Source organism: Escherichia sp. E4930 (assembly GCF_005845405.1).
Classification (GTDB): domain Bacteria; phylum Pseudomonadota; class Gammaproteobacteria; order Enterobacterales; family Enterobacteriaceae; genus Escherichia.
The window spans coordinates 1-24,083 of sequence record NZ_VCDZ01000004.1 but is presented as its reverse complement, the minus strand read 5'-3'; the positions used below and the strand labels follow the sequence as shown (position 1 = coordinate 24,083).

The 24,083-nt window shown below is 51.1% G+C and carries 23 protein-coding genes and 2 rRNA genes; 9 read left to right on the top strand and 16 right to left on the bottom strand.

The features are described from left to right. Nucleotides 1–90: 90 nt before the first annotated feature. The 9 genes from era to rseD form a co-directional block, all read right to left on the bottom strand. Nucleotides 91–996 (bottom strand): GTPase Era, encoded by a 906-nt coding sequence (gene era / locus FFT88_RS07115; protein ID WP_000020738.1) that lies wholly within the window; start codon nt 994–996, stop codon nt 91–93. Beyond that, on the bottom strand, nt 993–1,673 hold the full coding sequence (gene rnc, locus FFT88_RS07110; RefSeq protein ID WP_001068343.1) for a ribonuclease III: 681 nt from the start codon (nt 1,671–1,673) through the stop codon (nt 993–995). Before rnc ends, era begins: the two co-directional genes overlap by 4 nt. A gap of 272 nt (nt 1,674–1,945) precedes the next feature. Further along, nucleotides 1,946–2,920 carry a signal peptidase I gene (gene lepB, locus FFT88_RS07105; protein ID WP_000002532.1) on the bottom strand — a complete coding sequence of 325 codons (975 nt, stop codon included), beginning with the start codon at nt 2,918–2,920 and terminating at the stop codon, nt 1,946–1,948. A 15-nt stretch (nt 2,921–2,935) separates the two neighbouring features. Next, on the bottom strand, nt 2,936–4,735 hold the full coding sequence (gene lepA / locus FFT88_RS07100) for a translation elongation factor 4 (RefSeq protein WP_000790173.1): 1,800 nt from the start codon (nt 4,733–4,735) through the stop codon (nt 2,936–2,938). A gap of 197 nt (nt 4,736–4,932) precedes the next feature. Beyond that, a complete protein-coding gene (gene rseC, locus FFT88_RS07095) occupies nt 4,933–5,412 on the bottom strand; it encodes a SoxR-reducing system protein RseC (RefSeq protein ID WP_135404511.1) in 480 nt (159 codons plus the stop codon). After that, nucleotides 5,409–6,365, bottom strand: a complete 957-nt coding sequence (gene rseB, locus FFT88_RS07090) for a sigma-E factor regulatory protein RseB (RefSeq protein ID WP_064526144.1) — start codon at nt 6,363–6,365, stop codon at nt 5,409–5,411. The genes rseC and rseB overlap by 4 nt, the downstream gene beginning before the upstream one ends. Continuing rightward, a complete protein-coding gene (gene rseA / locus FFT88_RS07085; protein ID WP_130260422.1) occupies nt 6,365–7,015 on the bottom strand; it encodes an anti-sigma-E factor RseA in 651 nt (216 codons plus the stop codon). The genes rseB and rseA overlap by 1 nt, the downstream gene beginning before the upstream one ends. Before the next feature lie 32 nt (nt 7,016–7,047). Beyond that, nucleotides 7,048–7,623 carry an RNA polymerase sigma factor RpoE gene (rpoE, locus tag FFT88_RS07080; RefSeq protein ID WP_001295364.1) on the bottom strand — a complete coding sequence of 192 codons (576 nt, stop codon included), beginning with the start codon at nt 7,621–7,623 and terminating at the stop codon, nt 7,048–7,050. Next, the gene (gene rseD / locus FFT88_RS07075; protein WP_064526141.1) at nt 7,620–7,775 is read right to left on the bottom strand and encodes a rpoE leader peptide RseD; all 156 of its coding nucleotides are present in this window, start codon (nt 7,773–7,775) and stop codon (nt 7,620–7,622) included. Before rseD ends, rpoE begins: the two co-directional genes overlap by 4 nt. A 255-nt stretch (nt 7,776–8,030) precedes the next feature. Between rseD and nadB the strand changes: the two genes are divergently transcribed. Further along, nucleotides 8,031–9,653 carry an L-aspartate oxidase gene (gene nadB / locus FFT88_RS07070; RefSeq protein ID WP_135404510.1) on the top strand — a complete coding sequence of 541 codons (1,623 nt, stop codon included), beginning with the start codon at nt 8,031–8,033 and terminating at the stop codon, nt 9,651–9,653. On the opposite strand, the gene trmN is transcribed toward nadB, so the two are convergent. After that, nucleotides 9,638–10,375: a tRNA(1)(Val) (adenine(37)-N(6))-methyltransferase TrmN gene (gene trmN, locus FFT88_RS07065; protein WP_135404509.1), complete on the bottom strand. Its 738-nt coding sequence runs from the start codon at nt 10,373–10,375 to the stop codon at nt 9,638–9,640. The genes nadB and trmN overlap by 16 nt on opposite strands. Before the next feature lie 131 nt (nt 10,376–10,506). On the opposite strand from trmN, the gene srmB reads away from it, so the two are divergent. After that, a complete protein-coding gene (gene srmB / locus FFT88_RS07055; RefSeq protein WP_000219193.1) occupies nt 10,507–11,841 on the top strand; it encodes an ATP-dependent RNA helicase SrmB in 1,335 nt (444 codons plus the stop codon). A 31-nt stretch (nt 11,842–11,872) separates the two neighbouring features. Here srmB and FFT88_RS07050 read toward each other — a convergent pair whose 3' ends face one another. Further along, on the bottom strand, nt 11,873–12,754 hold the full coding sequence (locus FFT88_RS07050) for a LysR family transcriptional regulator (RefSeq protein WP_130214679.1): 882 nt from the start codon (nt 12,752–12,754) through the stop codon (nt 11,873–11,875). Nucleotides 12,755–12,856: 102 nt separating this feature from the next. On the opposite strand from FFT88_RS07050, the gene eamB reads away from it, so the two are divergent. Continuing rightward, a complete protein-coding gene (gene eamB / locus FFT88_RS07045; protein WP_130214681.1) occupies nt 12,857–13,444 on the top strand; it encodes a cysteine/O-acetylserine transporter in 588 nt (195 codons plus the stop codon). A 55-nt stretch (nt 13,445–13,499) separates the two neighbouring features. On the opposite strand, the gene grcA is transcribed toward eamB, so the two are convergent. Next, nucleotides 13,500–13,883, bottom strand: coding sequence for an autonomous glycyl radical cofactor GrcA (gene grcA / locus FFT88_RS07040; RefSeq protein ID WP_000627804.1), 384 nt, complete (start codon nt 13,881–13,883; stop codon nt 13,500–13,502). 304 nt (nt 13,884–14,187) lie between these two features. Between grcA and ung the strand changes: the two genes are divergently transcribed. Continuing rightward, nucleotides 14,188–14,877, top strand: a complete 690-nt coding sequence (gene ung, locus FFT88_RS07035; RefSeq protein WP_130214686.1) for a uracil-DNA glycosylase — start codon at nt 14,188–14,190, stop codon at nt 14,875–14,877. 47 nt (nt 14,878–14,924) lie between these two features. Here the strand turns inward: ung and FFT88_RS07030 are convergent, their stop codons facing one another. Then, nucleotides 14,925–15,962 (bottom strand): tRNA/rRNA methyltransferase, encoded by a 1,038-nt coding sequence (locus tag FFT88_RS07030; protein WP_130222059.1) that lies wholly within the window; start codon nt 15,960–15,962, stop codon nt 14,925–14,927. A gap of 206 nt (nt 15,963–16,168) precedes the next feature. Between FFT88_RS07030 and trxC the strand changes: the two genes are divergently transcribed. The 5 genes from trxC (at nt 16,169) to FFT88_RS07005 (ending at nt 21,883) form a co-directional block, all read left to right on the top strand. Then, a complete protein-coding gene (trxC, locus tag FFT88_RS07025) occupies nt 16,169–16,588 on the top strand; it encodes a thioredoxin TrxC (RefSeq protein WP_001098726.1) in 420 nt (139 codons plus the stop codon). 68 nt (nt 16,589–16,656) lie between these two features. After that, nucleotides 16,657–17,355, top strand: a complete 699-nt coding sequence (gene tapT, locus FFT88_RS07020; RefSeq protein ID WP_130258850.1) for a tRNA-uridine aminocarboxypropyltransferase — start codon at nt 16,657–16,659, stop codon at nt 17,353–17,355. 31 nt (nt 17,356–17,386) lie between these two features. Further along, complete coding sequence (gene pat, locus FFT88_RS07015; protein ID WP_135404507.1) at nt 17,387–20,047, top strand: protein lysine acetyltransferase; 2,661 nt, start codon at nt 17,387–17,389, stop codon at nt 20,045–20,047. Between the two features lie 113 nt (nt 20,048–20,160). Further along, nucleotides 20,161–21,516 (top strand): CDP-diacylglycerol--serine O-phosphatidyltransferase, encoded by a 1,356-nt coding sequence (gene pssA / locus FFT88_RS07010; RefSeq protein WP_130214694.1) that lies wholly within the window; start codon nt 20,161–20,163, stop codon nt 21,514–21,516. 43 nt (nt 21,517–21,559) lie between these two features. Further along, entirely contained in the window at nt 21,560–21,883 is a 324-nt protein-coding gene (locus FFT88_RS07005) for a YfiM family lipoprotein (protein ID WP_135404506.1), read from the top strand. On the opposite strand, the gene kgtP is transcribed toward FFT88_RS07005, so the two are convergent. From kgtP to FFT88_RS06990, 3 genes are all read right to left on the bottom strand, one after another. Next, entirely contained in the window at nt 21,880–23,178 is a 1,299-nt protein-coding gene (kgtP, locus tag FFT88_RS07000) for an alpha-ketoglutarate permease (RefSeq protein ID WP_135404505.1), read from the bottom strand. The two genes, FFT88_RS07005 and kgtP, sit on opposite strands and share 4 nt — an antisense overlap. Nucleotides 23,179–23,514: 336 nt before the next feature. Then, nucleotides 23,515–23,630 (bottom strand): 5S ribosomal RNA (rrf, locus tag FFT88_RS06995). 97 nt (nt 23,631–23,727) lie between these two features. Continuing rightward, a 23S ribosomal RNA gene (locus tag FFT88_RS06990) occupies nt 23,728–24,083 on the bottom strand; the annotation flags it as partial.

Here is a 24,083-nt window from a genome sequence, read left to right as displayed (position 1 = left end):
CCGTTCACCCTGGTCACTTACTTTAGTAAGCTCCCAGGGATTCACGGTCTTGCCGCCTTCCTGCACCTCGAAAGTCATAGAGTATGCTAATTAAAGATCGTCAACGTAACCGAGACTACGCAGTGCGCGTTCGTCATCAGCCCAGCCGGATTTCACTTTCACCCACAGCTCAAGGTGGACAGGCGCTTCGAACATTTCCTGCATGTCTTTACGCGCTTCAATACCGATGGTTTTGATCTTGGCCCCTTTGTTGCCAATGACCATCTTCTTCTGCCCTTCGCGCTCAACGAGAATCAAACCGTTGATGTCATAGCCACCACGTTCATTGGTGACAAAACGTTCGATCTCCACGGTCACGGAGTACGGCAGTTCTGCACCGAGGAAACGCATCAGTTTTTCACGGATGATTTCAGACGCCATAAAACGCTGCGAGCGATCGGTGATGTAATCTTCCGGGAAGTGATGGGTCGCTTCAGGCAGATGCTTACGCACGATTGCCGCAATAGTGTCGACATTCAGCCCGGTTTCGGCAGAGATCGGCACAATATCGAGGAAGTTCATCTGGCTTGCCAGGAACTGCAGATGCGGCAGCAGATCGGCTTTCTCCTGCACGTTGTCCACTTTGTTCACCGCGAGGATCACCGGCGCTTTGCCATCACGCAGCTTGTTGAGCACCATTTCATCGTCCGGTGTCCAACGGGTGCCTTCAACGACAAAAATCACCAGCTCAACGTCGCCAATGGAGCTGCTCGCCGCTTTGTTCATCAGGCGGTTAATAGCACGCTTCTCTTCCATATGCAGGCCCGGGGTGTCGACGTAGATCGCCTGATACGCGCCTTCAGTATGGATACCCACAATGCGGTGACGAGTTGTCTGCGCTTTGCGGGAAGTGATGGAGATTTTCTGCCCCAACAGTTTGTTCAGCAGCGTGGATTTGCCAACGTTCGGGCGTCCGACGATGGCAATAAATCCGCAATAACTTTTATCGATGCTCATTCCAGCTCCAGTTTTTTCAACGCCTGTTCGGCGGCAGCCTGCTCAGCCTTACGACGGCTTGAACCTGTGCCAACCACCGGTTCACTCAGGCCGCTGACCTGGCAGTGGATTGTAAATTCTTGATCGTGCGCTTCGCCACGGACCTGAACTACCAGATAAGTCGGCAGCGGCAGATGGCGACCCTGCAAATATTCCTGCAGACGTGTTTTCGGATCTTTTTGTTTATCGCCTGGGCTAATTTCGTCCAGACGGGTTTGATACCAGTTAAGGATTAACTTCTCGACAGTTTGAATATCACTGTCGAGGAATACGCCACCAATTAATGCTTCGACGGTGTCGGCGAGAATTGACTCGCGACGAAATCCACCGCTTTTAAGTTCACCCGGCCCTAAACGCAAGCACTCACCTAACTCAAATTCGCGTGCCAGTTCTGCCAGCGTATTGCCACGGACCAGCGTGGCGCGCATCCGGCTCATATCGCCTTCATCCACACGCGGGAAACGGTGATACAGCGCATTGGCGATAACGTAGCTCAAGATTGAGTCGCCTAAAAATTCTAAACGCTCGTTATGTTTGCTGCTGGCGCTGCGGTGAGTTAATGCCTGCTGCAGCAGTTCCTGATGATTAAAAGTGTAGCCCAGCTTCCGTTGAAGCCGATTAATTACGATGGGGTTCATGCGATACCAATAAATAAATGCGTCAACAATTCAGCACACGAAACAGACCTGATACACATAGGCTCTGTTAACCGCTTTGTCGCGGATTCATTACGCCATATATGGAAACCAACGCTGTTTCGTGTGCCGTGGCAACCAGAAGGCGCCAACCTTAAACTTCGGGGGAATATTCTATACACAACGATAAGGGATGTCGTTAGCCTGGGGAGATTTATCTCATAAATAATTCACGTTGCCGCCAGAATGACGACAACGTGAACGAGAAGCAGCAATTAATGGATGCCACCAATGCGACTTAAGCGCACACCTGTCGGCCATTCACCTTCTTGCTTATCGAAACTCATCCAGATTGCCGTTGCCCGACCTACCAGATTCGCTTCCGGCACAAAGCCCCAGTAACGGCTGTCCGCGCTGTTGTCGCGGTTATCACCCATCATGAAGTATTGACCCGGCGGGACAATCCAGGTTGCCAGTTGTTGTCCTGGTTGCTGGTAATACATCCCTACCTGATCCTGGGCGATTGGCACAGTCAGGATACGATGCGTTACATCGCCCAGCGTCTCTTTACGTTCGGAAAGACGAATACCATTTTCTTTGGTTTCGTTTTTCGGCACTTCAAAGAAGCCACTGGTCGCTTCCCCGCCGTTACGACGCGAGAAGGTCTGTACGAAATCGCTCGGTTCAACGTTGGAATAAGTTACCGGCAGCGCGTTTTCACACGCCTGACCAGAACTGCATCCAGGTTGAATGGTCACTTCTTTCGCGACCGGATCATAAGTGACTTTATCGCCCGGTAAACCTACCGCGCGTTTGATGTAATCAAGCTTCGGATCTTCCGGGTATTTGAAGACCACGATATCGCCACGTTTCGGATGACCGGTTTCGATCAATGTTTTCTGGTAAATAGGATCTTTAATGCCGTAAGCAAATTTCTCTACCAGAATGAAGTCACCGATTAACAGAGTCGGCATCATCGAACCTGACGGGATCTGGAACGGTTCATAAATAAATGAACGCACAATCAATACGATAGCCAGCACCGGAAATACAGAAGCCCCGGTTTCCAGCCAGCCTGGTTTCGGCGCAACCTTTTTCAGTGTTGCTTTATCCAGTGAATCCCCGGCAGCCGCTTGCGCCGCTGCCTGACGTTCCCGTCGTTTAGGTGCGAAAAAGAATTTATCCACGCACCATAAAATGCCCGTCACCAGTGTGGCAATCACCAGAATCAGGGCAAACATATTCGCCATGCCAACTCCTAAGGGTTATTTGTTGTCTTTGCCGACGTGCAGAATGGCAAGGAACGCTTCCTGCGGCAGCTCAACGTTACCGATCTGCTTCATACGTTTCTTACCTTCTTTCTGTTTCTGCAGCAGCTTTTTCTTACGGCTGATATCACCACCATAGCATTTAGCCAGTACGTTTTTACGCAGCTGCTTCACGGTAGAACGCGCAATGATGTGCGTTCCAATCGCTGCCTGAATAGCGATATCAAACTGCTGGCGTGGGATCAGATCTTTCATCTTCTCCACCAGCTCGCGACCACGGTTTTGCGAATTATCACGGTGGGTGATCAATGCCAGCGCATCAACACGTTCACCGTTGATTAAGACGTCAACACGCACCATGTCAGAAGCCTGGAAGCGTTTGAAGTTGTAATCCAAAGACGCATAACCACGCGAGGTAGATTTCAGTCGGTCGAAGAAATCAAGCACCACTTCCGCCATCGGGATCTCGTAGGTCAGCGCTACCTGGTTTCCGTGATAGACCATGTTGGTCTGTACACCGCGTTTTTCCACGCACAGGGTAATGACGTTACCGAGATACGCTTGCGGCAGCAGCATGTGACACTCTGCAATCGGCTCGCGCAGTTCGTAGATGTTATTTACCGCTGGCAGCTTGGATGGGCTGTCGACGTAGATAACTTCTTTTGCTGTAGTTTCAACTTCATACACTACTGTCGGTGCTGTGGTAATCAGGTCAAGATCGTATTCACGTTCCAGACGTTCCTGAATGATCTCCATGTGCAACAGGCCGAGGAAGCCGCAGCGGAAACCAAAGCCCAGCGCCGTTGAGCTTTCTGGTTCATAGAACAGTGAAGCGTCGTTCAGGCTGAGTTTGCCCAACGCGTCACGGAAGGCTTCATAGTCGTCGGAACTTACCGGGAACAGACCGGCATATACCTGCGGTTTAACTTTCTTAAACCCAGGCAACGCTTTTTCTGCCGGATTACGCGCCAGCGTTAAGGTATCGCCTACCGGTGCACCGTGGATGTCTTTGATCGCACACACCAGCCAGCCTACTTCGCCGCATTTCAGTTCAGTACGATCAACCTGTTTCGGCGTGAAGATCCCCAGGCGGTCGGCGTTATAGGTCTGCCCGGTGCTCATAACTTTCACTTTGTCGCCCTTACGCAGGGTGCCGTTTTTAATACGGATAAGTGAAACCACGCCCAGGTAGTTATCGAACCAGGAATCGATAATCAGCGCCTGTAGCGGACCTTCTGGATCGCCTTCCGGCGGCGGAATGTCACGCACCAGACGTTCGAGAACATCCTGCACGCCAACGCCGGTTTTCGCGGAGCAGCGCACCGCATCGGTGGCGTCGATACCAACAATATCTTCAATTTCTTCCGCCACGCGTTCAGGATCGGCTGCCGGCAGGTCAATCTTGTTCAGTACCGGCACCACTTCGAGATCCATCTCCATCGCGGTGTAGCAGTTCGCCAGAGTTTGCGCTTCTACGCCCTGCCCGGCGTCGACCACCAGCAATGCACCTTCACAGGCAGCCAGCGAACGGGAAACTTCATAGGAGAAGTCTACGTGGCCCGGGGTGTCGATAAAGTTAAGCTGATAGGTTTCACCGTCAGACGCTTTGTAGTCCAGCGTCACGCTTTGCGCTTTGATGGTAATGCCACGCTCACGCTCAAGATCCATGGAATCGAGAACCTGCGCCTCCATTTCACGGTCAGACAGGCCACCGCAGATCTGGATAATACGGTCAGACAGCGTCGATTTACCGTGGTCAATGTGAGCTATGATCGAAAAGTTACGTATATTCTTCATAAAGTATGATTATTGTGCCTTAACGCCCGGTTAACCAGGCTTTTAGAAGTCGCTGTTCTGAGCTTAACGTCTGTATTAATAGAAAGGCCGCATTCTACACTACAACATTGAGGCGAGGAAATGTTCATACCGTAGGGATTGTGGTATCTGGAAACGTCCTCGCATTTGTTATGCAAAATGCAACAAAGCCAGTGAAATCACTGGCTCGCGTCTTCCGAAGATGTTTCAAACCGCACAAGGCCTGGCGGCAATGCCACGCTTAAGATGATCGGTTGCCATTCAGCCCGGGCAGCAAACTTTCGCGAGTAGCCGCGCGCAATCAGGAATCCACCAACGCCACCAAGAATTGCGCCGCATAACGCCGCGATGTCTGAAGCAAAGAGTAGCTGAAATAACGAGGCAACAAGGAATAATCCCAACAGTGGCGACATATAAACCAGTAATGCGGAACTAAGCAGGCTACCTTCAGCGATTCCTAATTCGACTTTTTGCCCCGGCACTAACGGTTCATCACAGGGTACGACGATGGTATGTGTGGTTTGCGGACCAAGTTTATTCAACACGCGACTGCCGCAGCCAGCGCGGGAAGCGCAGCTGCTGCATGAGGCTTTGACATCACAACTGACCAGCGCCTGCCCGTTTTGCCAGGCGACGACGGTAGCCCACTCTTTGATCATTGTGCGGCCCCGAACTTAATGTTCTCGGCAATGCGTTTCGCCGTTTGCGGCGGTAGTTCACCAACAATAGTGATTTCCGCGTTGTCACGTATGCTGGTGCTGACTGTTCGGCGTCCGGTACGCAACATCTGATCGGTGCTCGATGGCGTCGCGCGGTTAACGTTTACCGAGAAGCTGAACAAGCCGTCGGAATAGAGACGTGATTCGATGGGCATATTGTCCATCGTGGGCAACGGGCGTCGGCTACTGGAGACTTCGCTAAACCCCTGCGGCAACCAGGTTGGAGTCCAGTTGAATTTGGCTTTTTCACCTACAGGAACAGAAAGCAACGGCGGCAAATTTGCCTTCGCCAGCGTCTGCATACTGCTGCTGATATCCTGATTGACGTTAAACGCAATCACGCGAAATTGTTCCAGCGTTTCACCATCGCGATCAAGGAGATCAACCCGCATCGGTAATTTCGATTCGGTGTCCATCCACACAATGTAGCTGTAGCGTGTGCCATCACGAGCAACCACGCGAATGACTTCGCAAAGACGATCAGCAATACGCGTGCGTCCCACGGAGATAAAGTCGTAGTAAGGAGAAAGGCGTTTGAAATCGGTATAAATGAGCGATGGCAGAGAATCAACAATGTAATCGCCATTAAGAGTAAACGGTTCAAGGCCCGGCTCAAAGTAGCTGATTTCATTGCCGCGCTGTACCACTTCCCGGCGCGGGCCATCCATTTGCAACAACTGAGCAAGCGGACGGTTATCGAGGCGTGCATGTCGATAACGCAGAGACTCAACACCCTGTTTATTGATGCTGATGAATGACAGCTCGTAATTCAGTGACTGGCTAGCCAGGTTCATCTGCTGTAATAACGCCCCGGACGCGGGAGTGGCCGAGGCGTTAGCAGAGAATAACAGGCTACCTGTCACTAATGACATGGCAAACCAAAGTTGCTTCATTACTGCGATTGCGTTCCTAAAGTTTGAATTCCTGGCACCTGTACAGCGGCTTGCTGTGTTTGTGCCTGCTCAAACTGAAGCTGTTCGGAGTGGAGTCGACGTTGCAGTTCGTAATCCTGCAACATGGCATTAATGCGACGACGCTGCTCCTGTACCTGCTGCTGTTGACCATTGTTTGCGGTCGCTTCAGAAGGTACTCCCAGACTTACCGGACTGGCTTTCCCCATCATCGGCAGAGTATTGAATACCGGTGTTTCGGGCTGCTGGGACGTTTCAGATTGTCCATTATAGTGCTGGACGCCAACGATAACTGCAAGCGATACACATGCCGCTACGCCCATTTGGGTAAGCTGTGCCGCCCATGGACGTACTTTCTGCCAGAATGGCATTTTCTGCCATTGATGCGGAGCAGGCTGGGCCTCTGGGATCAATATCGTCGGTTGACGAACTGGCTCTTCTTCAATGGCGGCCATCACGCGCGATGAGATATCGAAATGAAGCAACTCAGGAGTATCACCCCGCATAGAGTCACGGATTAAGTGATAGCTTTCCCAGGTTTTCTGCATTTCCGGGTTGTGAGCCAGTTCGTTAAGCAGCTCACTATCCAGCGTTTCGCCATCCATTAAAGCGGAAAGTTGTTCTTTCTGCATGCCTAATACCCTTATCCAGTATCCCGCTATCGTCAACGCCTGATAAGCGGTTGAACTTTGTTATCAATAGCTTCCCTCGCTCGGAAGATACGTGAACGCACCGTACCTACCGGACAATCCATGATAGCGGCTATCTCTTCATAGCTCAGGCCATCCAGCTCCCGCAAGGTTATTGCCATGCGTAAATCTTCCGGGAGGGACTCAATAGTTCGGAAAACTATCTGTCTCAGTTCTTCTGACAACATTAAGTTCTCAGGGTTCGAAATTTCTTTCAGCGCGCCGCCACTTTCGAAGTTTTCTGCTTCAATGGCATCCACATCACTGGAAGGTGGACGACGCCCCTGAGCAACCAGGTAATTTTTCGCTGTATTTACAGCGATCCGATACAGCCATGTATAAAAAGCACTATCTCCCCGGAACGAATCCAGCGCACGATAGGCTTTAATAAAAGCTTCTTGTACCACATCGGGAACATCACCCGACGGCACATAGCGGGAAACCAGACTCGCCACTTTATGCTGATAGCGCACTACCAGTAAGTTAAAAGCTTTCTGATCTCCCTTCTGGACCCGTTCAACCAGGACCTGGTCCGTTAACTGCTCGCTCATCCGAGGTAAAGTCTCCCCAAACCAAATTTCCACGCGCTATCGAAACGCCACTCCATTAGCTGCAATTTGAGCAAGCAAAACGTTAGAGTGTCTCGTTTTTGTAAAGTTCCGTAACGCATCTGTTTTTGTTTGTCATGCTGTAGACGGATCATTATCTATCATTATAAGTCTACAGAATCTGAACATCGCATTATCTGTGTAGAAATGCCCATTTAACTGCCTGAAGAGTACCCCAACGGCCTTTTTATTTCACCACCTAATCCTCCGCCAGTAAGCAACTTCTCTTTTTTCCACCGTCCAGGATCTCCCTGTTTAGCCATTGTAACAAATATTAAAATAGCAGGTGTTTAATTACACAACGTGATGCTATGCTGACCAAACTGTGTTTAGTAAATTAAACAAACAAAATGAATACTCTTCCTGAACATTCTTGTGATGTGCTGATTATCGGTAGCGGCGCAGCCGGGCTTTCACTGGCACTACGTCTGGCTGACCAGCATCAGGTCATCGTTCTTAGCAAAGGCCCGGTAACGGAAGGCTCAACATTTTATGCCCAGGGCGGAATCGCCGCCGTGTTTGATGAAACTGACAGCATTGACTCGCATGTGGAAGATACATTAATTGCTGGCGCCGGTATTTGCGATCGCCATGCGGTTGAGTTTGTCGCCAGCAACGCGCGTTCCTGCGTGCAATGGCTAATCGATCAGGGAGTGTTGTTTGATACCCATGTGCAGCCAAATGGCGAAGAAAGCTATCATCTGACTCGTGAAGGTGGGCATAGTCACCGTCGTATTCTTCATGCTGCCGATGCCACTGGTAGAGAAGTAGAAACCACGCTGGTGAGCAAGGCGCAGAACCATCCGAATATTCGAGTGCTGGAACGCAGCAATGCGGTTGATCTGATAGTTTCTGACAAGATTGGTCTGCCTGGAACGCGACGGGTTGTCGGCGCGTGGGTGTGGAACCGTAATAAAGAAACCGTGGAAACTTGCCATGCTAAAGCGGTGGTGCTGGCAACTGGCGGCGCGTCGAAGGTTTATCAGTACACCACCAATCCGGATATTTCTTCTGGCGATGGCATTGCTATGGCGTGGCGCGCAGGCTGCCGGGTCGCCAATCTCGAATTTAATCAGTTTCACCCTACCGCGCTGTATCACTCACAGGCACGGAATTTCCTGTTAACGGAAGCCTTACGCGGCGAAGGCGCTTATTTGAAACGCCCGGACGGCACACGTTTTATGCCTGATTTTGATGAGCGCGGCGAACTGGCCCCGCGCGATATTGTCGCCCGCGCCATTGACCATGAGATGAAACGCCTCGGCGCGGATTGTATGTTCCTTGATATCAGCCATAAGCCCGCCGAATTTATTCGCCAGCATTTCCCGATGATCTATGAAAAGTTGCTCGGGTTGGGTATTGACCTCACGAAAGAACCGGTGCCGATTGTGCCTGCTGCGCACTATACCTGCGGCGGCGTAATGGTTGACGATCATGGACGTACGGACGTTGATGGCCTGTATGCCATTGGCGAAGTGAGTTATACGGGCTTACATGGTGCTAACCGCATGGCCTCTAACTCCTTGCTGGAGTGTCTGGTTTATGGCTGGTCGGCAGCGGAAGATATTACAAAACGTATGCCTTATGCGCGTGGCGTCAGTACGTTACCGCCGTGGGATGAAAGCCGTGTTGAGAATCCTGACGAACTGGTGGTGATTCAACATAACTGGCACGAGTTACGCCTGTTTATGTGGGATTACGTCGGCATTGTGCGCACAACAAAACGTCTTGAGCGCGCTCTGCGGCGTATCAATATGTTGCAACAGGAAATAGACGAATATTACGCACACTTCCGCGTATCAAATAATTTGCTGGAACTGCGTAATCTGGTGCAGGTTGCCGAGTTGATTGTTCGCTGTGCAATGATGCGTAAGGAAAGTCGGGGGTTGCATTTCACGCTGGATTATCCGGAACTGCTCACGCATTCCGGTCCATCGATCCTTTCCCCCGTCAATCATTACATAAACAGATAAAAAGCCTGGGTCAGCGCCGTATACGCTTCGGAATAGTTCTGGTCTGGCCCACGAATGACTAAGCGATCGCAAAAGCACTCCCCCGCCAGTGGGGAGAATGCCAGCAGCACCCGATGCGGCAATCGCGCTTCGTTTTCTGCCACATCCGTTCGCACACGTAAATGCCACCCCATGCTTAATGCCAGCTCCGTAAAACTATTACCGATTTGCTCTGGCAACACCACGCAGAAAAATCCCTCTTCGGTAATGCACTCTGCCGCGCAAGTCAGCAAGGATTGATGATCCAGCGTGGTGGTATAGCGCGCCTGTTCCCGCTGCGGTGTCGCACACTCCACTCCCTGCTGATAATACGGCGGGTTGCTGATGATTAAATCGAAGCGTGCTGTCTGCTGTGTGATCCACTGCTGAATATCCGCCGTATGGACATTAATCCGCTCTGCCCACGGAGACTGGTTAATATTCTCCTGCGCCTGAGCTGCAGCTTCACTTTCCAGTTCAACTGCATCAATCATCACACTGTCATCGGTTCGCTGCGCCAGCATCAGTGCCAACAACCCGCTACCAGTGCCGATATCAAGGCAGCGTTTTACCCCAGCCACTGGAGCCCATGCGCCAAGCAAAATTCCATCCGTTCCCACTTTCATCGCACATCGTTCGTGGCCGACAAAAAACTGTTTAAAAGTAAATCCATTACGACGAAGCACGGATGTAGACTGTGACATGTAAATGAAACCTTGCTGAAAAAACGGCGATAGCACCGGGTAAGAACAATACCTGAGAAGCGATATCCATACAAACAGATGAAGATTGCAGCCGTAACGTCTATAATCAGCGCCCCACACAGAGGTAGAACATGACTGTAACGACTTTTTCCGAACTTGAACTCGACGAAAGCCTGCTGGAAGCCCTCCAGGATAAAGGTTTCACTCGCCCGACCGCCATTCAGGCTGCCGCCATTCCGCCTGCGCTCGATGGCCGTGATGTACTCGGTTCTGCGCCGACAGGCACCGGTAAAACGGCGGCGTATCTGCTGCCAGCGTTGCAGCACCTGCTCGATTTCCCACGTAAGAAATCCGGTCCGCCGCGTATTTTGATCCTCACCCCAACTCGCGAGCTGGCGATGCAGGTGGCCGATCATGCCCGCGAACTGGCGAAACATACGCATCTGGATATCGCCACTATCACCGGCGGCGTGGCCTATATGAACCACGCAGAAGTTTTCAGCGAAAACCAGGACATCGTGGTCGCCACGACCGGACGTCTGCTGCAATACATAAAAGAAGAGAACTTCGATTGCCGCGCAGTTGAAACGCTGATCCTCGACGAAGCTGACCGTATGCTGGATATGGGCTTCGCTCAGGATATCGAGCATATTGCTGGCGAAACGCGCTGGCGTAAACAGACCCTGCTCTTTTCCGCAACGCTGGAAGGCGATGCGATTCAGGATTTTGCCGAGCGTCTGCTGGAAGATCCGGTGGAAGTTTCTGCGAATCCGTCTACCCGTGAGCGCAAAAAAATTCATCAGTGGTATTACCGCGCCGATGATCTTGAGCATAAAACCGCATTGCTGGTGCATCTGTTAAAACAGCCTGAAGCGACTCGCTCAATCGTATTTGTGCGTAAGCGTGAGCGTGTGCATGAGCTGGCAAACTGGCTGCGTGAAGCGGGCATCAACAACTGCTATCTCGAAGGTGAGATGGTACAAGGCAAGCGTAATGAAGCGATTAAACGCCTGACCGAAGGTCGCGTTAACGTGCTGGTTGCAACCGACGTTGCCGCACGCGGTATTGACATTCCGGATGTCAGCCACGTCTTTAACTTCGATATGCCGCGCAGTGGCGATACTTATTTGCACCGTATCGGGCGTACCGCTCGCGCCGGTCGTAAAGGCACCGCAATTTCGCTGGTGGAAGCTCATGACCATCTGCTGCTGGGCAAAGTTGGCCGTTACATTGAAGAGCCGATTAAAGCTCGCGTAATTGATGAGTTACGCCCGAAAACGCGTGCGCCAAGCGAGAAGCAGACCGGCAAGCCATCGAAGAAAGTACTGGCAAAACGCGCCGAGAAGAAAAAAGCTAAAGAGAAAGAGAAGCCGCGGGTGAAAAAACGCCATCGCGATACCAAAAATATAGGTAAGCGCCGTAAACCAAGCGGAACGGGCGTGCCACCGCAAACAACAGAAGAGTAATCATAATGCCGGGTTTAAGCCCGGCATTTTTTTATCCAGCCACAAAACACTCTTCAACACACTGAATAAAAGTGTGCATCGCCGGGCTAACCGCTTTTCCAGCATGGTGTGCGCACATTGCCGTAATGGTCTGCGACTGTTCGCCAAAAGGCAATTCAATTAATTCTCCGCTCTCAAGCTCTTTTGCCACCGCAAAGCGGGGCAAGTAACTGACACCGATATTCGCCGCGACACAACGTTTGATGCTTTCGATGCTTATAAGCTCAATGGTGTTTTCCACCGTGATCCGCCGCTGGCGCAGCGTGCTCTCAAATATCTGCCGGAAGACACATTGTGGTTCATTGATAATAAAGCTACAGGCGTTATGTCTTCCCGGCTCAGTAAAATCGACATCTGCAATTTGCGGTGAAGCCACCAGCACCAGCGATTGTTCACCCAACTCACGTCGGTTCAGGGCATCATCATTCCCTACGCGATAAAAGACGCCGACATCGGCCTCATCATTCAGTAGTGCATCACGAATCACGTAACAGTTCAGTGACTGCAATGATAAACGCACTTTTGGTGCGCGTTGCCGAAAACGCTGCAACACCTGCGGCATTCGGTAAGAGAGTAACGTTTCGCCCGAAACAACGCGTAGTTCCCCGTCCGGATCCGACTCCTTTTTGGCAGCCTCACGAAGGGTATCCATCACTCTGGTAAGTTCATAGATGTGCGGCAGCAGCTTTTTCCCTTCGCGGGTAAGGCACATTCGTCGACCAATTTTCTCAAATAACTGTACTGAGAACTCCTGCTCAAGCTGCTGAATATGAAAAGTCACCGTCGACTGTGTGCAACACAATTTTTGCGAAGCTCGCAAAAAAGAACCCTCTTCCACCACGGTTTTTAGGGTAATAAAACGGCGCAGATCCATAATCCCAAACCTATCGAAAATATCGAATTTAGAATGTGAAAACATTCATTTTTTTAAATGTTTTGTGTCGGGTACTGTCTACCAAAACAGAGGAGATAACAAGTGACACCGACCCTTTTAAGTGCTTTTTGGACCTACACCCTGATTACTGCCCTCACGCCAGGACCAAACAATATTCTCGCCCTTAGTTCTGCCACGTCGCATGGGTTTCGTCAGAGTACCCGCGTACTGGCGGGGATGAGTCTGGGATTTTTAATCGTCATGCTACTGTGCGCGGGAATTTCGTTTTCACTGGCTGTTATTGACCCGGCAGCAGTGCATCTGTTGAGTTGGGCGGGGGCGGCATATATTGTCTGGCTGGCGTGGAAAATCGCTACCAGCCCAACAAAGGAAGACGGGCTTCAGGCAAAACCGATCAGCTTTTGGGCAAGCTTTGCGCTACAGTTTGTGAACGTCAAAATCATTTTGTACGGCATTACGGCACTATCGACGTTTGTCCTGCCGCAAACGCAGGCGTTAAGCTGGGTAGTTGGCGTCAGCGTTTTGCTGGCGATGATTGGGACGTTTGGCAATGTGTGCTGGGCGCTGGCGGGGCATCTGTTTCAGCGATTGTTTCGCCAGTATGGTCGCCAATTAAATATCGTGCTGGCACTGTTGCTGGTCTATTGCGCGGTACGCATTTTCTATTAATGAAAAAAAGCGGAAGAGGTCGCCCTCTTCCGCTTAGTAACTTGCTACTTAAGCCTTACAGGCTTTCAGTAAAGGTACGAGCGATAACGTCGCGCTGCTGTTCCGGAGTCAGAGAGTTAAAGCGAACTGCATAACCGGATACACGGATGGTCAGCTGCGGATATTTTTCCGGATGCTTAACTGCATCTTCCAGAGTTTCACGACGCAGAACGTTTACGTTCAGGTGCTGACCACCTTCTACGCGAACTTCTGGTTTAACTTCTACTGGAACTTCACGGTACTCAATGTCACCCAGTTTGCTTACTGCAACCACTTCGTCTTCTGCAAAACCTGCTTTCGCAACGATGCAACGTGCTTCGCCTTTTTCGCTGTCCAGCAGCCAGAAAGAGTTCAGCAGATCGTCGTTAGCGGCTTTAGTAATCTGGATACCTGTAATCATGTGATGCCTCCCCGGCAAAATTATTTGATTTGTTCAGCCTGTCGCGGCCAATTGGTAAAACCATTGTTGCTTGAGTGTATATATACTCCTCAAAGACCCCTGATTCTTTGATTTAAATCAATAAAAAACACACATCAAGTGTAGCGATAAGTGGATTTTATTGTTTTACATCAACTTATGCGGGTGTGAAATTTTACCAATTTACATTTTTTTACAGTCGATTATGTCTATAAAATGAGCTTGATTTTGTTCTGTAGAAAGAAGCAGTTAAGCTAGGCGGATTGAAGATTCGCAGGAGAGCGAGATGGCTAACGAATTAACCTGGCATGACGTGCTGGCTGAAGAGAAGCAACAACCCTATTTTCTTAATACCCTTCAGACCGTCGCCAGCGAGCGGCAATCCGGCATCACTATCTATCCGCCACAAAAAGATGTCTTTAACGCCTTTCGTTTTACCGAGTTAGGCGATGTCAAAGTCGTGATTCTCGGCCAGGATCCTTATCACGGCCCCGGACAGGCTCACGGCCTGGCGTTTTCTGTTCGCCCCGGTATCCCCACTCCGCCATCATTACTGAATATGTATAAAGAGCTGGAAAACACCGTTCCAGGCTTTACCCGCCCGGCGCATGGCTATCTCGAAAGCTGGGCGCGTCAGGGCGTTCTGCTGCTCAATACCGTATTGACGGTACGCGCAGGTCAGGCGCATTCCCACGCCAGCCTCGGTTGGGAGACGTTTACTGATAAAGTCATCAGCCTCATAAATCAGCATCGCGAAGGCGTGGTGTTTTTGTTGTGGGGATCTCATGCGCAAAAGAAAGGGGCGATTATAGATAAGCAACGCCATCACGTACTTAAAGCACCGCATCCGTCACCGCTTTCTGCGCATCGTGGATTCTTTGGCTGTAACCATTTTGTGCTGGCAAATCAGTGGCTGGAACAACGTGGCGAGACGCCGATTGACTGGATGCCAGTATTACCGGCAGAGAGTGAGTAAATTTGCGGGAAAATGCCGGATGGCAGAGTTGCCACCCGGCTGATTTATCAGGCTTTATTCTGACGCCACCATTCGCCAAGCAGAACGCCAGTTGCGACAGAAATATTCAGTCCAGCAACGTTGCCAGTACCGTCAATCTTCACGCGCAAATCGTTCGGATCGCGTGCGGCATCCGGTAACCCTTCATATTCCTGCCCCAGCACCAGCACCATTTTTTCTGGCAGACTGGTTTTGAACAGCGGTTTACCTTGCTCGCTGGAAGTGGTCACCACGGTGTAGCCCGCCTGACGGAAATCATCCAACACGTCAACAATGTTGTCACCAGTAATCGGCTGAACGTGCTCTGCGCCGCCTTCTGCGGTACGGATAGCCGCACCAGACTCCAGCAGTGCCGCATCCTGCACCACAACGCCTTTCACGCCGAAGTGCGCGCAGCTACGCATCATGCCGCCCAGGTTATGCGGGTTAGATTCGTTTTCCAGCGCCAGTACACAATCCTGCGCGCCTGCCTGGCTTACCCACTGCTGCACGGTTGTACCGTTACGCTTTTTGATCAGGAAGCACACGCCGCCGTGATGTTCCGTGCCTGACGCTTTTGTCAGTTCCGCTTCATCCACCACATGGTACGCTTTGCGGTTTGCCGCCATCCAGCGCAATGCTTCTTTAAAACGTGGCGTTACGCTCTGGATAAACCAGGCGCGAACAATTGCTTCCGGACGGCTCTGGAAAAGTGCCTGACATGCGTTTTCGCCGTAGACGCGGGTTTCTTCCGCACGCTGACGACGCAAAACTTCCGGATCAATAAAACTTTTACCACTGATGCCACCGTGATCGGCCTTTTCCGGCGCATCATCACCAGGCGCGCGGGAAACTGTGCGCCACGGCGACTCTTCCCACTTGCGGTCACGGGGCTGACTCTGTTTGTCATCGCGGGCGGGGCGACGGCCACCGTCGGCACGAGATTTTCCTGGACGCCCGCCCCCTTTCCCTGTACGCGGGTTATGGGTACGTTTATCAGAATCATCATCACTGCGGACATACATCACTTTGACCTTGCCGCTTTTACCTTTCATTTCATCGTTCATGCTTTTCTCCACCAGCGCTGCGCGAAGCGCGCAGATTACCCGAAGTCCGCGCGGTTCGCCATGATTTCGTACCAAAGCCTGCGTCTATCATACCCATTGAATAAAACAGATTGTTGTCTGGAACAATGTCCCCGATAATATGTAACATATTAGAAACATACCGGCGTCGTTGCCGATAAGTCTCCTTACTCATCCCGAGGTTAGTTATGAATACCGTTTGTACCCATTGTCAGGCCATCAATCGCATTCCCGACGATCGGATCGAAGATGCGGCAAAATGCGGACGCTGCGGTCACGACTTGTTTGACGGAGAGGTGATTAATGCGACCGGTGAAACGCTCGACAAATTGCTGAAAGATGATCTACCTGTGGTGATCGACTTCTGGGCGCCGTGGTGCGGCCCCTGCCGTAACTTCGCGCCCATTTTTGAAGATGTTGCGCAAGAGCGTAGCGGTAAAGTGCGCTTTGTGAAAGTGAATACCGAAGCTGAACGTGAATTAAGCAGCCGCTTTGGTATTCGCAGTATTCCGACGATCATGATTTTCAAAAACGGTCAGGTCGTCGACATGCTTAATGGCGCAGTGCCGAAAGCGCCATTCGATAGCTGGTTGAACGAATCTCTTTAATCTTACCGGGGCGCATCTTGTGCCCCGTTTTCTCCTCTGCGACAATGGCGTTTTTTCGACGCTCTCTTATGACCGAAAACGCTGTTCTCCAGTTACGCGCCGAACGTATTGCGCGCGCAACACGTCCTTTTCTTGCCCGCGGTAATCGCGTTCGTCGCTGCCAACGCTGTCTTTTGCCAGAGAAATTATGTCTCTGTTCGACAATCACGCCAGCGGAAGCAAAAAGTCGCTTCTGTTTGCTGATGTTCGACACCGAGCCAATGAAGCCAAGTAACACCGGGCGTCTGATTGCTGATATTTTGCCTGATACCGTTGCGTTTCAATGGTCGCGTACCGAACCCTCGCAAGATTTGCTGGATCTGGTACAAAACCCGAACTATCAGCCAATGGTGGTCTTTCCCGCCTCATATGCTGATGAGCAACGGGAAGTGATCTTCACCCCGCCTTCCGGTAAGCCACCGCTGTTTATCATGCTCGATGGCACCTGGCCGGAAGCGCGCAAGATGTTTCGTAAAAGTCCGTATCTGGATAATCTCCCCGTCATTTCCGTCGATCTTTCCCGGCTTTCTGCCTATCGCCTGCGTGAAGCCCAGGCTGAAGGCCAATATTGTACCGCTGAAGTGGCTATCGCACTTTTAGATATGGCGGGCGATACCGGGGCTGCGGCCAGCTTAGGCGAGCATTTCACTCGCTTTAAAACACGCTATCTGGTAGGAAAAACGCAACATCTGGGTAGCATCACAGCAGAACAGTTAGAAAGCGTTTAAAATCATTCGGTCACTTCTGCGGGAGACCGGTATGAGTCAGCGAGGACTGGAAGCACTACTGCGACCAAAATCGATTGCGGTAATTGGCGCATCGATGAAACCCAATCGCGCAGGTTACCTGATGATGCGTAACCTGCTGGCGGGAGGCTTTAACGGACCGGTGTTACCGGTGACGCCGGCCTGGAAAGCGGTACAAGGCGTACTGGCCTGGCCGGATATCGCCAGTCTGCCATTTACGCCCGACCTTGCTGTGCTGTGTACCAATGCCAGCCGCAATCTGGCGCTTCTGGAAGAACTCGGCGAAAAAGGCTGTAAAACCTGCATTATTCTTTCTGCCCCGACATCGCAACACGAAGATCTCCGCGCCTGCGCCCAGCGCCATAACATGCGCCTGCTTGGACCAAACAGTCTGGGATTACTGGCGCCGTGGCAAGGTCTGAATGCCAGCTTTTCGCCTGTGCCGATTAAACGCGGCAAGCTGGCGTTTATTTCGCAATCGGCTGCCGTCTCCAACACCATCCTCGACTGGGCGCAACAGCGTGAGATGGGCTTTTCCTACTTTATTGCGCTCGGCGACAGCCTGGATATCGACGTTGATGAATTGCTCGACTATCTGGCGCGCGACAGTAAAACCAGCGCCATCCTGCTCTATCTCGAACAGTTAAGCGACGCGCGACGCTTTGTTTCGGCGGCCCGTAGTGCCTCGCGTAATAAACCGATTCTGGTAATTAAAAGCGGACGTAGCCCGGCAGCACAGCGACTGCTCAACACGACGGCAGGAATGGACCCGGCATGGGATGCAGCTATTCAGCGTGCCGGTTTATTACGAGTGCAGGACACTCACGAACTGTTTTCGGCAGTGGAAACCCTTAGCCATATGCGCCCATTGCGTGGCGACCGACTGATGATTATCAGCAACGGTGCAGCGCCAGCTGCGCTGGCGCTGGATGCCTTATGGTCGCGCAATGGAAAGCTGGCAACGCTAAGCGAAGAAACCTGCCAGAAACTACGCGATGCGCTGCCAGAACATGTAGTAATCTCTAACCCGCTCGATCTGCGCGATGACGCCAGCAGTGAGCACTATATTAAAACGCTGGATATTCTGCTCCACAGCCAGGATTTTGATGCGCTGATGGTTATTCATTCGCCCAGTGCTGCTGCTCCCGCCACAGAAAGCGCACTGGCATTAATTGAAGCAGTAAAGCATCACCCTCGCAGCAAGTATGTCTCTCTGCTGACGAACTGGTGCGGCGAACACTCCTCGCAAGAGGCACGACGATTATTCAGCGAAGCCGGGCTGCCGACCTACCGCACCCCGGAAGGAACCATCACCGCTTTTATGCACATGGTGGAGTACCGACGTAACCAGAAGCAACTACGCGAAACGCCGGCACTGCCCAGCAATCTGACCTCTAATACCGCAGAAGCGCATCTTCTGTTGCAACAGGCGATTGCCGAAGGGGCAACGTCACTCGATACCCATGAAGTACAGCCAATCCTGCAAGCGTATGGCATGAACACGCTTCCCACCTGGATTGCCAGCGATAGTACCGAAGCGGTGCATATTGCTGAACAGATTGGTTATCCGGTGGCGCTGAAATTACGCTCGCCGGATATTCCACATAAATCGGAAGTTCAAGGTGTCATGCTCTACCTGCGTACAGCCAATGAAGTCCAGCAAGCCGCGAACGCTATTTTCGATCGCGTAAAAATGGCCTGGCCGCAGGCGCGGATCCACGGTCTGCTGGTGCAAAGTATGGCTAACCGTGCTGGCGCCCAGGAGTTGCGGGTAGTGGTCGAGCAGGATCCCGTTTTCGGACCGTTGATCATGCTGGGTGAAGGCGGTGTGGAGTGGCGTCCAGAAGATCAAGCCGTCGTCGCATTACCGCCGCTGAACATGAACCTGGCCCGTTATCTGGTCATTCAGGGAATAAAAAGTAAAAAGATTCGTGCGCGCAGTGCACTGCGTCCATTGGATGTTACAGGCTTGAGCCAGCTTCTGGTGCAGGTTTCCAACTTGATTGTCGATTGCCCGGAAATTCAGCGTCTGGATATTCATCCTTTGCTGGCTTCTGGCAGTGAATTTACCGCGCTGGATGTCACGCTGGATATCGCGCCGTTTGAAGGCGATAGCGAGAGTCGGCTGGCAGTGCGCCCGTACCCACATCAGCTGGAAGAGTGGGTGGAATTGAAAAATGGCGAACACTGCTTGTTTCGCCCGATTTTGCCAGAAGATGAGCCACAGCTTCAGCAATTCATTTCACGAGTCACTAAAGAAGATCTTTATTATCGCTACTTTAGCGAGATCAACGAATTCACCCATGAAGATTTAGCTAACATGACGCAGATCGACTACGATCGGGAAATGGCGTTTGTGGCGGTGCGACGTATTGATCAAACGGAAGAGATCCTCGGCGTCACGCGTGCGATTTCCGATCCTGATAACATCGATGCCGAATTTGCTGTACTGGTTCGCTCGGATCTCAAAGGGTTAGGCTTAGGTCGACGCTTAATGGAAAAGTTGATTACCTATACGCGAGATCACGGACTGCAACGTCTGAATGGTATTACGATGCCAAACAATCGTGGCATGGTGGCGCTGGCCCGCAAGCTCGGGTTTAACGTCGATATCCAGCTCGAAGAGGGGATCGTTGGGCTTACGCTAAATCTTGCCCAGCGCGAGGAATCATGAGTAAGGTACTGGAAATGTTGACCACTTAATCGGGACTGGTGTTATTATTGCCCGCTTATGTCGTCTGCATTGCACAGAGGACCCTTCAATGAACAGAGAAGAAATGCACTGTGATGTTGTCAAAATTTAAGCGTAATAAACATCAACAACACCTTGCCCAACTACCCAAGATTTCTCAATCAGTTGATGATGTCGATTTCTTTTACGCTCCCGCCGACTTCCGGGAGACGCTGCTGGAAAAAATAGCCAGCGCGAAGCAGCGCATTTGCATTGTCGCCCTGTATCTCGAACAGGATGATGGTGGCAAAGGCATTCTGAGCGCACTATATGAGGCTAAACGGCAGCGTCCGGAACTGGATGTGCGGGTGCTGGTCGACTGGCATCGTGCGCAACGTGGACGCATTGGCGCTGCGGCATCTAACACTAATGCTGACTGGTACTGCCGCATGGCGCAGGAAAATCCGGGCGTAGATGTTCCGGTTTATGGCGTACCCATCAATACCCGTGAAGCCCTGGGCGTTCTGCATTTTAAAGGCTTTATCATCGACGATAGCGTACTTTATAGCGGTGCCAGCCTGAACGATGTTTATTTGCATCAGCACGATAAATACCGTTACGACCGTTACCATCTGATTCGTAACCGCAAGATGTCAGACATTATGTTTGAATGGGTTACGCAGAATATTATGAATGGTCGCGGTGTTAACCGTCTGGATGATGAACATCGCCCAAAAAGCCCGGAAATCAAGAACGACATTCGCCTGTTCCGCCAGGAGTTGCGTGATGCCGCTTATCATTTCCAGGGAGATGCCGACAACGATCAACTTTCCGTTACGCCGTTGGTGGGTCTGGGGAAATCGAGTCTGTTGAACAAGACCATTTTCCATCTGATGCCCTGTGCAGAACAGAAACTGACTATCTGTACGCCATACTTCAACCTGCCGGCAATCCTGGTGCGCAATATCATCCAGTTGCTGCGTGAAGGGAAAAAGGTCGAAATTATCGTTGGTGATAAAACCGCGAACGACTTCTACATTCCGGAAGATGAACCATTCAAGATAATTGGCGCGTTGCCTTATCTTTATGAGATTAATTTGCGTCGCTTCCTGAGTCGTTTGCAGTATTACGTCAATACTGACCAGTTAGTGGTCCGTTTGTGGAAAGATGACGATAATACTTATCACCTGAAAGGAATGTGGGTTGATGATAAGTGGATGCTGATAACCGGTAATAACCTGAATCCACGCGCCTGGCGTCTGGATCTGGAAAACGCCATTTTGATCCACGATCCACAACTGGAGCTTGCGCCACAGCGAGAGAAAGAACTGGAGCTGATCCGCGAGCATACCACCATTGTTAAGCACTACCGCGATCTGCAAAGTATTGCCGATTATCCGGTAAAGGTTCGCAAACTTATCCGCCGTTTGCGCCGCATCCGCATCGACCGATTAATTAGCCGTATCCTGTAATCTGAACCCCGTCCTGTACGGGGTTTGTTTTTTGGAGGCCGCGTTGCGTATTCTTTTTATCTGTTTGCTATTGTTACTTTCTGGTTGCAGCCACATGGCTAACGATAGCTGGCAGGGGCAGGATAAAGCTCAACACTTTATCGCCTCGGCGATGCTTTCCGCCGCAGGAAATGAATACGCGCAACATCAGGGGATGAGTCGCGACCGCAGCGCGATGTTCGGGCTGATGTTCTCTGTAGGGCTGGGAGCGTCAAAAGAGCTTTGGGATAGCCACCCTGAGGGGAGCGGCTGGAGCTGGAAGGATTTTGCCTGGGATATCGCCGGTGCAACTACCGGCTATACCGTCTGGCAAATAGCGCATCACTAAAGACGCATCCCCTTTCCTTTGCGGTGCAGCATCAAAGAAACCAGAAACGCTACCACGGCCATCAATGTCACATACCAGAAGAATGCCGTTTCCATTCCTATCGATTTCAGCGACAACGCTACGTACTCCGCCGAACCACCAAATATAGCATTGGCGACCGCATATGACAGACCAACACCTAATGCGCGAACCTGCGCCGGGAACATCTCAGCCTTCAGTATTCCACTGATTGATGTATAGAAACTCACTATCAGCAGGGCGCACATCACCAGACCAAAAGCGGCATAAGGAGAGGAGACGTTCTGTAATGCTGATAGTATGGGGACGGTAAAAATAGCGGCCAAAGAGCCAAAGCATAACATTGAGGTTCGGCGTCCAATCTTATCTGACAGCGCGCCAATGAGCGGTTGAATGAGCATAAATACAAACAATGCCGCAGTCATAATGCCGCTTGCTACGTTAGCGTGCATTCCCGCAGTATTCACCAGATATTTCTGCATATAGGTGGTAAAGGTATAGAAACAAAGAGAACCCGCAGCAGTGAAGCCGAGAACCATGATGAATGCACGGCGATTGCGCCATAACCCTTTCATTGAGCCCGCTTCTTTTAAAGCTCGCGTTTCTTGTTGCGAAGTTTCATCTAACTGACGACGTAACCACAAAGCCACAACGGCTAACACCGCTCCTAACGCAAAGGGAATGCGCCATCCCCACGCTCTAAGAGCAGAATCTTCCATAGTATGTTGTAGAACAACCACCACCAGTAAGGCCAGCAACTGACCGCCAATTAGCGTGACGTACTGGAACGAAGCATAGAACCCTTTGCGCCCTTCAACAGCAACTTCACTCATATAGGTGGCGCTGGTGCCATATTCTCCACCAACGGATAATCCCTGGAATAAACGCGCGAGAAGCAATAATGCCGGAGCCCAGGTACCGATAGTTTCATAACCTGGGAGGCAGGCGATAACCAGAGATCCGAAACACATCATACACACCGATAACAACATTGATTTTTTACGACCATGTTTATCGGCTATGCGTCCAAATAGCCAGCCCCCTATTGGACGCATCAGAAAGCCCGCAGCAAAAACACCGGCTGTTTGCAGTAACTGAGTGGTAGTGTTACCAGAAGGGAAGAAGATGTGGGCGAAGTAGAGGGAACAGAATGAGTAGACATAAAAATCGAACCACTCGACCAGATTACCTGAAGAGGCCCCTACTATTGCCCAGATGCGGCGACGAGTATCACTACTTGTCAGTTTGCCGTCTGCCGTTACAGTGCTTTCTGCCATGCCAATATTTCTCCTGCCATAATCCGATGCTTTTGTCGGCCAATGTTGTTTATTATTTAGTAAGACGAATGTTATACATTTGTTACTGATGTTTATGCAACCATAACTGCGAATTTAGTTAGCAGGGGAATGATTATTCTGGATGACCAGGAAGGATTTCAGGTGAGGTTGTCGTATGGAAATGGGCGAGCATCTGGCGTATACAAGGGAATGATAGGGTTTTTATTTCTTAGTCAGAACCACATCAGGTGGTTTTTACGGCCTACGCTATTCAGGACGGACGACAGATAAAACAAAAGGCCCAGTCTTCCGACTGAGCCTTTTGTTTTATTTGATGCCTGGCAGTTCCCTACTCTCGCATGGGGAAACCCCACACTACCATCGGCGCTACGGCGTTTCACTTCTGAGTTCGGCATGGGGTCAGGTGGGACCACCGCGCTACGGCCGCCAGGCAAATTCTGTTTTATTAACCCGCTTACGCCGGTTAATCTAATCTGTTATCAAGCTTACTTATTGATGTCTCATCCGCCAAAACATCTTCGGCGTTGTAAGGTTAAGCCTCACGGTTCATTAGTACCGGTTAGCTCAACGCATCGCTGCGCTTACACACCCGGCCTATCAACGTCGTCGTCTTCAACGTTCCTTCAGGACTCTCAAGGAGTCAGGGAGAACTCATCTCGGGGCAAGTTTCGTGCTTAGATGCTTTCAGCACTTATCTCTTCCGCATTTAGCTACCGGGCAGTGCCATTGGCATGACAACCCGAACACCAGTGATGCGTCCACTCCGGTCCTCTCGTACTAGGAGCAGCCCCCCTCAGTTCTCCAGCGCCCACGGCAGATAGGGACCGAACTGTCTCACGACGTCTAAACCCAGCTCGCGTACCACYTTAAATGGCGAACAGCCA

What these genes read in the sequence shown, in the direction of transcription:
- era (WP_000020738.1), bottom strand. Translation starts at nt 996, where the DNA reads ATGAGCATCGATAAAAGTTATTGCGGATTTATTGCCATCGTCGGACGC.
- rnc (WP_001068343.1), bottom strand. Translation starts at nt 1,673, where the DNA reads ATGAACCCCATCGTAATTAATCGGCTTCAACGGAAGCTGGGCTACACT.
- lepB (WP_000002532.1), bottom strand. Translation starts at nt 2,920, where the DNA reads ATGGCGAATATGTTTGCCCTGATTCTGGTGATTGCCACACTGGTGACG.
- lepA (WP_000790173.1), bottom strand. Translation starts at nt 4,735, where the DNA reads ATGAAGAATATACGTAACTTTTCGATCATAGCTCACATTGACCACGGT.
- rseC (WP_135404511.1), bottom strand. Translation starts at nt 5,412, where the DNA reads ATGATCAAAGAGTGGGCTACCGTCGTCGCCTGGCAAAACGGGCAGGCG.
- rseB (WP_064526144.1), bottom strand. Translation starts at nt 6,365, where the DNA reads ATGAAGCAACTTTGGTTTGCCATGTCATTAGTGACAGGTAGCCTGTTA.
- rseA (WP_130260422.1), bottom strand. Translation starts at nt 7,015, where the DNA reads ATGCAGAAAGAACAACTTTCCGCTTTAATGGATGGCGAAACGCTGGAT.
- rpoE (WP_001295364.1), bottom strand. Translation starts at nt 7,623, where the DNA reads ATGAGCGAGCAGTTAACGGACCAGGTCCTGGTTGAACGGGTCCAGAAG.
- rseD (WP_064526141.1), bottom strand. Translation starts at nt 7,775, where the DNA reads ATGATCCGTCTACAGCATGACAAACAAAAACAGATGCGTTACGGAACT.
- nadB (WP_135404510.1), top strand. Translation starts at nt 8,031, where the DNA reads ATGAATACTCTTCCTGAACATTCTTGTGATGTGCTGATTATCGGTAGC.
- trmN (WP_135404509.1), bottom strand. Translation starts at nt 10,375, where the DNA reads ATGTCACAGTCTACATCCGTGCTTCGTCGTAATGGATTTACTTTTAAA.
- srmB (WP_000219193.1), top strand. Translation starts at nt 10,507, where the DNA reads ATGACTGTAACGACTTTTTCCGAACTTGAACTCGACGAAAGCCTGCTG.
- FFT88_RS07050 (WP_130214679.1), bottom strand. Translation starts at nt 12,754, where the DNA reads ATGGATCTGCGCCGTTTTATTACCCTAAAAACCGTGGTGGAAGAGGGT.
- grcA (WP_000627804.1), bottom strand. Translation starts at nt 13,883, where the DNA reads ATGATTACAGGTATCCAGATTACTAAAGCCGCTAACGACGATCTGCTG.
- ung (WP_130214686.1), top strand. Translation starts at nt 14,188, where the DNA reads ATGGCTAACGAATTAACCTGGCATGACGTGCTGGCTGAAGAGAAGCAA.
- FFT88_RS07030 (WP_130222059.1), bottom strand. Translation starts at nt 15,962, where the DNA reads ATGAACGATGAAATGAAAGGTAAAAGCGGCAAGGTCAAAGTGATGTAT.
- trxC (WP_001098726.1), top strand. Translation starts at nt 16,169, where the DNA reads ATGAATACCGTTTGTACCCATTGTCAGGCCATCAATCGCATTCCCGAC.
- tapT (WP_130258850.1), top strand. Translation starts at nt 16,657, where the DNA reads ATGACCGAAAACGCTGTTCTCCAGTTACGCGCCGAACGTATTGCGCGC.
- pat (WP_135404507.1), top strand. Translation starts at nt 17,387, where the DNA reads ATGAGTCAGCGAGGACTGGAAGCACTACTGCGACCAAAATCGATTGCG.
- pssA (WP_130214694.1), top strand. Translation starts at nt 20,161, where the DNA reads ATGTTGTCAAAATTTAAGCGTAATAAACATCAACAACACCTTGCCCAA.
- kgtP (WP_135404505.1), bottom strand. Translation starts at nt 23,178, where the DNA reads ATGGCAGAAAGCACTGTAACGGCAGACGGCAAACTGACAAGTAGTGAT.